9 protein-coding genes are annotated in these 11,303 nt (G+C 51.4%); 3 read left to right on the top strand and 6 right to left on the bottom strand.

Features of this window, described 5'->3' with window-relative positions:
• The 3 genes from X474_RS19815 to X474_RS19810 all read right to left on the bottom strand — a co-directional run.
• On the bottom strand, positions 1-435 hold a 435-nt coding region (locus tag X474_RS19815), incomplete at its 3' end, for a sodium ion-translocating decarboxylase subunit beta (protein WP_044346903.1).
• Complete coding sequence (locus X474_RS25775; protein ID WP_082464519.1) at positions 432-602, bottom strand: OadG family protein; 171 nt, start codon at positions 600-602, stop codon at positions 432-434. The genes X474_RS25775 and X474_RS19815, both read right to left, overlap by 4 nt.
• 590 nt (positions 603-1,192) lie before the next feature.
• Positions 1,193-1,870 (bottom strand): RraA family protein, encoded by a 678-nt coding sequence (locus tag X474_RS19810; protein ID WP_156360852.1) that lies wholly within the window; start codon positions 1,868-1,870, stop codon positions 1,193-1,195.
• Between the two features lie 333 nt (positions 1,871-2,203).
• Between X474_RS19810 and X474_RS19805 the strand changes: the two genes are divergently transcribed.
• Positions 2,204-3,442, top strand: a complete 1,239-nt coding sequence (locus X474_RS19805) for an EAL and HDOD domain-containing protein (RefSeq protein ID WP_082464518.1) — start codon at positions 2,204-2,206, stop codon at positions 3,440-3,442.
• 29 nt (positions 3,443-3,471) lie between these two features.
• On the opposite strand, the gene X474_RS19800 is transcribed toward X474_RS19805, so the two are convergent.
• The gene (locus X474_RS19800) at positions 3,472-5,229 is read right to left on the bottom strand and encodes an SGNH/GDSL hydrolase family protein (RefSeq protein ID WP_044351391.1); all 1,758 of its coding nucleotides are present in this window, start codon (positions 5,227-5,229) and stop codon (positions 3,472-3,474) included.
• Between the two features lie 678 nt (positions 5,230-5,907).
• Here X474_RS19800 and X474_RS19795 point away from each other — a divergent pair.
• On the top strand, positions 5,908-7,407 hold the full coding sequence (locus tag X474_RS19795; protein ID WP_052515437.1) for a methyl-accepting chemotaxis protein: 1,500 nt from the start codon (positions 5,908-5,910) through the stop codon (positions 7,405-7,407).
• Complete coding sequence (locus tag X474_RS19790) at positions 7,407-7,658, top strand: hypothetical protein (protein ID WP_052515436.1); 252 nt, start codon at positions 7,407-7,409, stop codon at positions 7,656-7,658. The genes X474_RS19795 and X474_RS19790 overlap by 1 nt, the downstream gene beginning before the upstream one ends.
• Before the next feature lie 264 nt (positions 7,659-7,922).
• Here the strand turns inward: X474_RS19790 and X474_RS19785 are convergent, their stop codons facing one another.
• The gene (locus tag X474_RS19785; RefSeq protein ID WP_044351390.1) at positions 7,923-9,659 is read right to left on the bottom strand and encodes a chloride channel protein; all 1,737 of its coding nucleotides are present in this window, start codon (positions 9,657-9,659) and stop codon (positions 7,923-7,925) included.
• Between the two features lie 444 nt (positions 9,660-10,103).
• Complete coding sequence (locus X474_RS19780; RefSeq protein ID WP_044351389.1) at positions 10,104-11,069, bottom strand: NAD-dependent epimerase/dehydratase family protein; 966 nt, start codon at positions 11,067-11,069, stop codon at positions 10,104-10,106.
• Positions 11,070-11,303 lie beyond the last annotated feature (234 nt).

The raw sequence follows: 11,303 nt of genomic DNA, 5'->3' as shown, positions 1-11,303 counted from the left end.
AAACAGGCCCACAGCCAGGGCTCCCAAAAAGCTGCAATAGATGCCCACCTGGGCGGCCGCGCCAAGCAGAAATGCCCTGGGATTGGCTATCAGCGGGCTGAAGTCCGTGAGCGCGCCGATGCCAAAGAAAATGAACTGGGGCAGTATGGTCCAGGTGTAGAGGCCGTATTTCAGGATAATGCCCAAAACTCCGGCCATGCCGTCGGCCATGCCCGGAGCGGGTTGGGTGGTGAGCCCCGCCAGGGGCAGGTTGGCGAGAATCATGCCGGTTCCGATGGGCAGAAGCTCGTAAGGCTCCCACTCCTTTAAAATGGCCAGCGCCACAAAGCCGAGTCCCACCAGGATCATGATCACATGGGCCAGGTCCAGGTTGGCAAAACCCACCTGCACGTTCAATATTTTAAGCACACCTTCGTGATAGCTGATGAAGTTCATGACGCGGCCTCCTCGGCCTTGGCCTTTTCCCTTTTTCTTTTTTCATATCCCTGCACCAGTTTGCCCATAAAGTGAGTGGATAAGGCGAGCAACATCATGATACAGAAAACCGCGGTCACTCCACCCAGAACGATCTGGAATGCGTGACCCCAATCCACCGGTTCCATGTACTGTCATCTCCTTCCCTGATTTCAGTTCAAGGGTTTGGTATGGGTAGCTTTATGTTCCGCCCGGCTATGGGGCAGAGACAAGGCGGGCGGCGCGCCAAAAGGAAAGGCCGCGCCTTTTAGGTGGGTTAATCTGCGGCTGTGCAATGGTCTTAAGCCGGAGATTAATCCCTTGCCTTGCTAGCCACATCGCGCTTGGTTACCTGGTAACGCAAAGCGAAAACATGTAACGCAAAGCAATATATAATTAGGAATAAAGAAAGTCAATTATTGATAACAGGGCAGATAGGAAAAATAGTTACAGAATAGTTAATATGAGAAGTCTGTAAAGTTTTAAATATAGGAAGAGTTTTGTGGGAAAGTTATAGCACCCCGGCGAAAGTCGGGGTGCGGCAGGCTGTTGACAAACAGCCTGAATGCGGGGCAAGGACACACCCCCGAATGACGGCCCGCCGAATTGCGAGGATTTCTTAAGGCGAGTAATTCTAGCCACTTGGCAAAAACGCGTTCTTGCCAAGTGGCCTCTGACAAACTCCAAGAGGACTTTGTCAGCAATCTGACACCCCGGCGAAAGCCGGAGTGCGTTTTTTCTACAGGTGCCCGTATTTGTCCAAGGTGTCCAAGAGAAGGGCTCCTTCTTTGATGTCTTGCCTGGCGTTTTGGTCTTTATCCGCCCATGCGAGCGCCTTTTGCACGAATTCATCGACCATATCCTGAGGAATGACGACAACTCCGTCGTCATCGGCCACCACCATGTCACCGGGATTGATCGAAACCCAGTCTTGCACAGCCCCGCGCACCTTTATTGTGTTTTGCACTTCCGTTACGTGCCAGCGGCCGATGGCCTGGCTGGGGGTGCGATACCGCACCATCATGGGAAGCCCCATTTCCCTGAGATAAGCCATATCTCTCACCCCTCCGTCGACTACAACCCCGGCGCAACCCCTGGCCTTCATGGCCTCTGAAAGCAGGTCGCCAAAGCAGCACACACCTTTAATGTCAGACCCGGCCCAGACCGGAACCACGCCAGGGGTCATTTCATCTATGGCCGCCAGCTTTTTCCGGTCCCCGGAACCGTCTTTCCAGATATGTGACTCACCTGCTATGGTATAGGCCGGGCCGGCAAAGGAGCGGGCAGGTGTTTCCAGGCCGAAAAGAGAGGTGTCCAGGGACTGGGGGGGCAGTCCCAGGTTGTCAGATACATCGGAGATAACAGCCGTGCCTGCATCCAACAGGCTTTTTAGAGTTTGGGAATCAGTTGTACTCATCTTGACCTCCAAGGTGGGCGGGTAATCCAAGGGTGGAAAACCCTTGCTAAAATGATTCTCCCAGCCTTGCCGAGGCGCGTTGCCCGCCTGCAACAAAGGCGGGGGCAAGGCCAATCTGATTGAAAAACACAACCATCAGCCTTTAGCTGGTTCGCGTGGAGCCTTTTCCAGGCGGTCCAGATCATGACAACTTAGTTTATCGCAAACCGGTTAATTGGACAGTATTTGTCAGTTTCATAATTGAATTGGGAGAATTTTTCTAAAAAGCCGAGGCAAAACTCTGTGTTGCCTGTATAGTATTTTTGCAAAGACCTGAACCAAGCGAGTGTGCCGATGCCTTCAGTGGATTTTCTGATAGCGCGATTACCAGTATTCGATCGTTGGCTTAAAGTTCGGGCCTATGAGCTTCGCCTGAATTCACGCTCCTGTGGGGCTGTGGATTGGCTGGCCCGTTTAAGGGCCGAGGGCGGCTTTGGCTCTGCCGGAGAAGGTGTTGATTTTTTCGACACTTTAACCGGAAAAAAATTGGCCATTATGCGTCTGGATGCCATGGATTTGGCAAATGTCGACCTGCAATTGCTTCCCGGCGGCTGGCTTTTGTGGCCTCTGATAAATGAAAAAACCTCTCCCCAGGCTCTGAACCAGGCTCTTCGATCAATTAGAAAGCACCATCAGGGCGTGGTTCTGGACGCGGCCTTTTTAAATCAAAATTCGGAACTAACTGAACTTGCAGACATACTGGCCCTTGATATGCACAACGAGCCTGCCTGCCTGGAGGCCATGGTGCGTTCCAGGGGTAAAAAGCCCCTCCTGGCTGTGGATGTGGACACGGAAGAGGACTTTTTAAATGCCCTGCGTCTGGGCAGCGAATTGTTTCAAGGGCGTTTTTATGTGCAGCCCAAGTTGGGCGCAGGCCATGAAATGCCCGCTTTCCGCCTTAATCTGATGCGCCTTTTGGTCACTGTGCATAATCCGGTTTTGGATTATCAACGTCTTGAAAAGCTGGTTTCCAGTGACGTCACCTTGGCCTATAAGCTTCTGCGTTATATTAATTCGCCTTATTTCGGGGTGCGCACCGAGGTGCAGTCTGTGCGCCAGGCCTTCAGCTTTTTAGGAGAAAAAGCCCTCCGCAACTGGATTTCCATGGTTGCCATGAGTGCTTCGGCCCAGGATAAACCGGATGAGCTGGTGGTCCTTTCCTTGGTAAGGGCGCTTTTCTTTTCTCAAACCGCTGAAGTGGCCGGATTGGAATATTTAAAGGAAGAGGCCTTTTTAGCAGGCCTCTTTTCCTTGTTGGATGCGTTTTTTGATAAGCCCATGCCCGAGATCCTGGAGATGATACCCGTTACCAGAGAGATCAAGGACGCACTTTTGCATCAATCGGGGATATTGGGGGCATTGACTTCCCTTACCCTGGCTTATGAAAAGGGCAAGTGGGACGAGGTGGGCGAGAGCCTGGCCAAGTTGGGGGCGGATAAATTCGAACTATTGCCTGCCTACCAAAGATCCCTGGAGCAGGCTCATGAGATGTTCGAATTGACCGCCGATGAAAAGGCCTCCAACCCGGCTTAAGCCGCCTGTACGCAAAAAGGCCAGACGGTTTAGTCCCTTACGTGGTGGATCAGTTTTTCCGCTATGGCCTCTCCCATGAGACTGTGCCCCAATTCATTGGGGTGGGGGTCTTTGGGGTGCACCCACATTCTACTTTGCATGGTCCCTTGATTCTTTTTAAACCAGTTGCGATAAACCTGCGTCATATCCAAGATCAAAAGCCCTGATCTGTCAGCGGAATCAAGGACAAATTTGGTTTTTGCGTCCAGGGGGGCCAGCCGGTTGGGGGCATAGACAACCAGGCCCGGAATTTTGTCTTCCTTAAGCATCTTGGCCAGATCGTCCAAAGCGGCGGCCACCGCCTTTTCACCGGCCATGCGGCTGTAATATGCCTCCAGCCGATCGCGCCATTTTTTGTTCAGGGACTTGCCTTGCCGCTCGGCCTGGTTTTTCCTTTGAGTGGTGAAAAATTCTTCGCTTTCACTACCGGCGTCCCGCCAAGCCAGGGCAAGCCTGCGCCTTAATTGTTCGTGGATATATGATTTTTCCATGGTCCACAGGCGAACCGGCTCAAACATCATGGATGGAGGCTCAAAGTCGTTTTCCACAAAACAAAGCACAACCGCCTGCGGCTTGAATTTGCGGCCCTTTTTGCGGTAGACAGCGACCTCCACCGAGGTGTTGTAGCTGGGGCAGGAAAGGTTCAGGGCCTCCACCGGCCGCTTCAGGCGTTCGGCCAGTTCCAACCCGGCCCGGACCAGGGCGGTCTGGTCTTCTTCCACTCCCCAACCAAAGAAGACGGAATCTCCCAGGCCCATCAGACGAAAGACCCCTGATTGGGCCTTTAGGGCCACTTCTTTTCCGCGCATATTTTGGGAATTGGTTCTTAATTTTTTTCCGGCAAAGTTACCTTCAAGATTTGGCTTTAACTGATAGGTGATCTCCATATCCGGGTTGGGGGAGATCATGGAGCCAAAAGAATAATTCATGCCCTTTAAATCCTGGGCAGCCATGTTTTTTTGTACCGAAAGCCTGCGGGCCTGGGGAATTTTTATCAAATAGGCCCTGAAACCCAATTCAGCCAGTAAAAGGCAGATAAGGCAGGTAATGCCAAGCAATGCCACAGAGGCCAGGGCCTGGCCCGGACTGTGCCGGGTTGCGTGTCCGAAAAAGATAAAACCTGCCAGGCCCAAAAGCAGGATGCCTAGGGAGATGGGGTCGGTGAAAAGGGTGTATCCCAGTTTGGCCGGGGAAAACTCATATCCTTGAGTCAAACGCAACCTGGCCGGGGCTGCCCAGGAACCCTGCAGGTTGGTAATGACAAGTTGGTTTTTTGATTTGTTTATCTTAAGTGGAATATTTACGGTGAGACCGGGATTAAGGTCCGCATAAGGCGCGGGCCTGCCTGAGCCGGGTTTTAACTGGACCAGCACCGGCTTTTGTTTATTCAGTTTAAGGGAGAGCTTGGGTGGAGCAGCTTCATGGATATCGAAAAATAAGAGTCTTAAGGTGTAATCGCCGGGTTCAACCTCAAAATCAAGCAAAAGACTGTGGCGCTTACCTTGGGCCCAGGTGTCCAGGGGACCGGGAAAGGTGGAAGGCAGCAGCTCACGGTTAAGGTTGATCTCTATGGGATCTTGGGCCTTGGCCCAGTCTTGAGCCCACTTGGTGTATCTCTGGGATGCCAGGGTCTCAAGCTGCTGCCGGGGAGCAACCCCCAGCCACAATGCATAGCAAAAGCTGAGCGCCAATAGGAGAAGGGATAGGATTCTATAGATTCCGGTTCTGGGGGTGTTGCTTTTTTTCATGTTCGGGCTCGAATTGTCCAGAAGATTGCAAAATCTTATATTTTTAAGTCAATTAAATTCCTTATCCGGTAGTCAAGCATAACAAAAATTTAGTTAACGAAAAACATCTGTTTGATTTTGTATGCTAGATTTGTATTTAAGCTTTCTTAAATAATTATTGGTTAGACCGGCTTTGGTCAAACCTTTAATGTTCAACCCAAATGCGATGGCCTGATAATGTCTTTCCTGCTTTAGCTAAACGGTCTTGTCTGATTAATCCATGTTTCCTCTTCTTCCTCCCGGTGTTCGGAAAAAATCGGCCTTTTTTCAGATGCCTTTCCTCAGTATTTGGCAAAAGCAGGGGAGACCTGTTTTTTAAGTAAATAAGAGTAAAACGCTTGTATGTAATCCTATAAATTACATAGACTATTATGGATTAGTTTTACGCCTGAAAACCGATTTGCTTTATTATTTAGTAAAATTAATTATTTGTTTCGAATTACCTTAAAAACAGCTTTCTTGGGCGGGGGGATTCACTTCAAGACTGAAAAACACTCAATAAAAATCAATTTGGCTCAAAGCAAAGCTTTCGGAGAAGTGTGCGGCTTCTGCCGGGAAGCGACGGTGTTTTGTAACTATCAGTAAAAAAAGTTTTTTCCTTTGTCAGATATAGATATTCACGATCACGGGAGGAAAAGCATGAGGCTGAATCTTTTATGTAGATTTCTTTTGCCGACTTTGCTTTTGATTGTGATCAGTTTGGGTGTTTCCAGCATTGCTTCCTATTTCAACACCAAAGATGCGGTTGAAAAACTCGTAACAGAAGAGGTGACCAGAATCTCAAGCAATTCAGCCGGTCAGTTAAAACGTTGGGTGGATAACCGCAAAAGGGACCTGGGAGTCTGGAGCACTGACACAGGCTTTCGTTCGGCAGTGATTATCGGTTCTGATATATCCCGGGTCCTGGCTCAAAGGCGTTTGACTTCCCTGCAAAAAGAGACGCCTTTTTATCGGGGGATTTTTCTTGTGGATTTAAAAGACAAGGTTATCGCTTCCTCTCTGGAAAAAGAACCAGAAAAGAATTTGCCGATTAAAGGCGTTCTGCAACAGGCCCTTAAGGGTGACTTGGCCCTGGGAAAGGCCTTTTTGCCGGGCGCTAAAAACAGCCCGGTTTTGCCCATCTCCAAGCCGGTTACCAGAAAATCGACCCTGGGCGAAGGGGAGGTGGTCGGTGCGGTTTTAGCCTGGGTGGATTTGGGCGGGTTCACTGAGAGTGTTCTGGGCAATGTCAAGGTGGCTGAACATGGTCATGCATTTCTTATGGATCAAACCGGAATCTTGCTTTTTCATCAGGATAAGTCCCTTATTTTTAAAACCGATTTTGCTGATTATGATTTCGGTCGTGAAATGTTGGCTCAAAAGAACGGGCTTATTGAATACTCCATGCAAGGTTCGCAGAAGATGTCCTCTTTTGCGGAGATAAAGGGCTTGGGCTGGATTGTGGGGGCGGGCGCCGACAAACTGGATCTCTTGGCGGACGCCAGGGAAGTTGGTTTGATAAACGGGGGCCTGGCCCTGATCATGTTTATTTTGGCTGCCGTTATTATTTATTGGGTGGCGGGTTCGGTTATCAAGCCCATTAAGGGCATAATCGGCTATCTTGGCAAGGGAGCCTTTCAGGTTGCCTCCGCAGCCAGCCATCAGTTGGCGGAAGGCGCTTCCGAGCAGGCGGCCTCTTTGGAAGAGACTTCCGCTTCCCTGGCCCAGATGGCCTCCATGACTGAGCAGAACACAAAAAGCGCTCGTCAGGCGGACAAATTGACCAGTCAGACCAGGGAAATTGTCGATCAGGCCAATCAGGCCATGAAAAAATTGTTGGAATCCATGAGCCGCATGGACCAAGCCACCAAAAAAAGCACCCGAATAATAAAGGGGATAGACGAAATAGCCTTTCAAACCAACCTGTTGGCTTTAAACGTGGCTGTGGAGGCGGCCAGGGCGGGGCAAGCTGGTGCGGGTTTTGCGGTGGTGGCCGACGAGGTGAGAAATTTGGCCATGCGGGCCGCCGAAGCGGCGGGAGACACGGCTCGGCTCATGGAATCAAACATAGAGATGATCAAAGACGGCTCCCAGTTGGCCGAAGCCACTGATCAGGCCTTTGACCAGGTGGCGGACAGTGCGGGCAAGATGGGTGGCTGATGAGGGAGATTGCCGCCTCTTCCGAGGAACAGGCCCAGGGTATAAACCAGATCAATTTGGCCGCTAGTCAGATGGACCAGCTCACCCAAGGCGTGAGTGTAAGCGCCGAACAGTCGGCCAAGGCTTCGGAGGAACTCTCTCGCCAGGCGGGCGAGATGCGGGAGATGGTGGAAAAACTGACCGCCCTGGTGGGGCGGCCAGGCAACGGAAAAGAAGATTCTCCCCCCCCCTCCCAGATTAAGTGTCACTAATGTTAAGCAATTGGAAATTTTAGATTCTCAGCCGGATGATTTCTCCACTGAAGCTTGATTATGGCCCTGATACAATTATTTTATAGCTACATATTAGCTAGGCATGGTAATCTGATCCCGGCACCTGAATCAGTTCGGTGATTAGCTTTGCTTTGGGCAAGAGGAGGGTGACACCGTATCCTTAGGGTGCTGGCAGGGCCGGTGGGTTTCCGACCCTGCCTTTTTTTGTCTGGATCAAGGCCTGCCAAGCAGGATGCGGTTTTCCTAGAGGTTTGACTTGCGCAGCTCCCTTGAATAGAGGCTGATTATATCCCTGTGGGAAATAATGCCGGTGAGCAGCCTTTGCTTTTCATCGTTTATGACCGGCAGGGTGGCATAGTCCTTGGCCGAGATGATATTCAGGGCCTTTTCCAAGGTGTCATCTGGAGTTACGGTGCGCACGTCTTTGGTGGCAAGTTCCTGGACCACCACCAGGTCCCAGAGGTCACGGTCAAAGGAATGACCGGCATAGTCTGCATGGGAGACGATTCCCACCAGCCGGTTATCCTTATTCACCACTGGAAAAGATGCGTGCTTGGAGTGAATTACATATTGGTTGAAGTCTCCTAAATTCATGCTTTGGGGTACGGAATCCACGCTGGTGCGCATGGCCTGCTTGACCTTGAGTGAACGCAGGAGATTCATCTCCTTACCGGATTGGATGTCCACACCCCTGCGTAAAAGTTTGAGTGTGTAGATTGATTCGGGCCTTATCTGGCGGGCCACCAGGGTTGAGAGCACGCAGCCTATCATAAGGGGCAGAATTATCTGATATCCGCCTGTCATTTCAAACAGGATTAAAAAGGCGCTTAAGGGTCCGTGGGTGGTTCCCGCCACCACTGCGGCCATGCCCACAATGGCATAGGCCCCGGGGCCGGCGGTTATTTCCGGCCACAGACTGTGGGCGGCAGAGCCAAAGGCGCCGCCCAGCATGGCCCCCATGAAAAGGGAAGGCGCAAAGATGCCGCCGGACATGCCGCCGGAAATAGTGAGGCTGGTGGCCAGTATCTTCACCCCCAGAATAAGGAGCATCATCCACCAGACCAGTCTGTGGTCCAGGGCAAGTTCAATTCCCTCATAGCCCACCCCCAAGACCGAGGGGAACAAAAGGCCAATGCATCCCAGAAGCAGCCCGGCCAAGGGGGTTTTGAGATACTCGGGGAATTTTATGGAATCCACCAGGTCTTCCATTTTGTAGAGGCAGGTGGTGAATCCCACTGCCACCACACCGGCCACCAGCCCCAGAACCGCGTATATGGCAAATTCATAAGGCGAAATCAGTTGGTAATCCGGCACCAGAAAGGCGGGAAAGTCCCCCAGGTAATAGCGGGAAATGGCTGTGGCCAAAACAGCGGAGATAACAATGGGTGAAAAGGTGGTTATGGCAAATTCACCGAGTACGATCTCCAGGGCAAACATCATGCCCGCAACCGGCGCGTTAAAGGTGGCTGCAATTCCCGCGGCAGAGCCGCAACCAACCAATATGCGCATTCTGCCCGGAGAAGCCTTGAGCAATTGCCCCACAGTGGATCCGATAGCAGAGCCGATCTGGACAATGGGGCCTTCCCTGCCCACTGAACCACCGGCGGCTATGGAAAGGGCGGAGGCCAGCGATTTGATTATGACCACCCTTTTACGGATCAAACCGTCTTTTAAAGTGACGGCCTCCATAACTTCAGGCACGCCGTGGCCTTTAGCCTCCCGGGCCAGGAAATAGATGATTGGCCCGACCACCAGGCCGCCCACCCCGGGGATCAGGATTTTCTGCCACCAGGGCAGAGCAGCCAGAACATCCAGAATGTTGCCCGCTGAACCATAGCAAAGGGTTCTCAGAAGATCAATGAGCAGGCGGAAGCCCACAGCACCATAACCACCTAAAACTCCGACAATAAGGCCGAGAATCATCAGTCCGAATTGATCTTGAGTCCAGGCCGTTCTTTTAATTTTTGTTGATTCCGGCATTTTTCCTTTGTTTGTTCTGGATTTTTTCAGTGTTGGCTTAGGCTCGGTCACATTATGCCCATAATACATATCAGGGTTTGCAGGGGAAAGAAAGGTTTCAAATAACGCAGGGTTAGGTGTTTAACCTCTTGCTGCTTCATGTAAACGAAAAATATCGTACAGTGTTAGCGGCTTGGATTGCAAACATAAAACCGGTTTAGCCGGAGGGAGGTCAGGCAGGAGCCTGAAAAGACAGATGAGAAGTGAATTCTTTACAGGCTGGATGCAGAATCAACAGCCTATTGATTGGCGCCAAGTAGATAAGAATCCCTGGTCAGGGAGAGCGGCCTGGTAAAATCAAGTCTTTAACAATTGTTTTTTCAAGTCAGGGAGGACTTTGTCAGCAAGCTAAAGCCGGACCCTGAAACAGGGCCCGGCTTTTATCAGACTTGAGTTATTGATCTATCAGGCCTTGGGCTTTCTGTAGAAGTCAATGGTCTGTTTCAGGCCCTGATCCAGGGGAGTTGTGGCCTCCCAGCCGATGACGTCTTTGATGTGGGAGACATCCGGTATACGGCGGGGGATATCCTCATAGCTCTTGCCAAAGACTTCCGCATGGGGCTTGAAGACCAGGTTGTTGTCAAAACCTCCGGCTTCTTTCATGGCCTTGGCCAGCTCCAGGATGCTGGTCTCCAGGTTGGCGCCGATGTTAAAGCAGCTTCCCAGGGCGGCGTCGTCCAGGGAGAGTTTGACCACTGCGTCGGTTGCGTCTTCGATATAGGTGAAGCAGCGGGTCTGTTTGCCGTCGCCGTGGACCACCACATCGTCGCCGTGCAGGAATTTTTCCAGGAATATGGGGATAACCCGGCCCTGGCCCAGGTCATCGCAGCGGGGCCCATAGACGTTAAAGAAGCGCATGATCACAAAAGGCAGGTTTTCCTGCTGGCCATAGGCATAGCAGTAATGCTCTATCAGGGCCTTGCCTGTGGAGTAGCACCAGCGATTGATGTTGGGCGGTCCCAATACCCGGTCGGCGTCTTCTTTCCAGGGCACATTGGGGTTTCTGCCCATGACTTCGCTGGTGGAGGCGAACACGAACTTTTTGCCTCCCCTGGCGCAACGGTCAAGAATAATCAAAGAACCCTTCAAGTTCACATTAAGCACATTCAAGGGCTCGGTGACATAGCGCTTGGGGTCCGCTATGGCGGCCAGGTGTATAACGATGTCGCTTTGATCGACCAAACGCTCCACCACCTCCTGGCCCAGGATGGAATCCTGCACAAAGCGGAATCTGTCTGATTCGAAAAGATGCTCAACCTTATAGGGCGAGGCATTATCTAAAGCGGTGACCTGATGACCGGCCTTGATCAGGTATTCACAAACATAGGAACCAATAGAACCGGCTCCACCAGTAACCAAAACACGTTTCATGTTCTGCTCCAAAATGCCCGCCGCCAGTCCGCATACTGCAAAAACGGCGCGGGTTTTAAACCTTAAAACAACAGGCCGGGGTTATCGCGGCCTGGATTATTTTGTTGAGCTCTTACGAGGGCATTGCACCCGTTGGGTTGGGCTGGTAGGCCTGGTTAACCCAGAGGTGAAATGGAGTATAAAAAGCTTCCTGAAGCGTCAATGTACCGGACAGGCCTTTGTGGGTCAAGGTAA

It is taken from the genome of Dethiosulfatarculus sandiegensis, assembly GCF_000931935.2.
Taxonomy (GTDB): domain Bacteria; phylum Desulfobacterota; class Desulfarculia; order Desulfarculales; family Desulfarculaceae; genus Dethiosulfatarculus; species Dethiosulfatarculus sandiegensis.
Note: the sequence above shows the minus strand (reverse complement) of the source record. Positions and strands in the feature narration are given on the sequence as shown.

What these genes read in the sequence shown, in the direction of transcription:
- X474_RS19780 (WP_044351389.1), bottom strand. Translation starts at nt 11,069, where the DNA reads ATGAAACGTGTTTTGGTTACTGGTGGAGCCGGTTCTATTGGTTCCTAT.
- X474_RS19800 (WP_044351391.1), bottom strand. Translation starts at nt 5,229, where the DNA reads ATGAAAAAAAGCAACACCCCCAGAACCGGAATCTATAGAATCCTATCC.
- X474_RS19805 (WP_082464518.1), top strand. Translation starts at nt 2,204, where the DNA reads ATGCCTTCAGTGGATTTTCTGATAGCGCGATTACCAGTATTCGATCGT.
- X474_RS19790 (WP_052515436.1), top strand. Translation starts at nt 7,407, where the DNA reads ATGAGGGAGATTGCCGCCTCTTCCGAGGAACAGGCCCAGGGTATAAAC.
- X474_RS19810 (WP_156360852.1), bottom strand. Translation starts at nt 1,870, where the DNA reads ATGAGTACAACTGATTCCCAAACTCTAAAAAGCCTGTTGGATGCAGGC.
- X474_RS25775 (WP_082464519.1), bottom strand. Translation starts at nt 602, where the DNA reads ATGGAACCGGTGGATTGGGGTCACGCATTCCAGATCGTTCTGGGTGGA.
- X474_RS19785 (WP_044351390.1), bottom strand. Translation starts at nt 9,659, where the DNA reads ATGCCGGAATCAACAAAAATTAAAAGAACGGCCTGGACTCAAGATCAA.
- X474_RS19795 (WP_052515437.1), top strand. Translation starts at nt 5,908, where the DNA reads ATGAGGCTGAATCTTTTATGTAGATTTCTTTTGCCGACTTTGCTTTTG.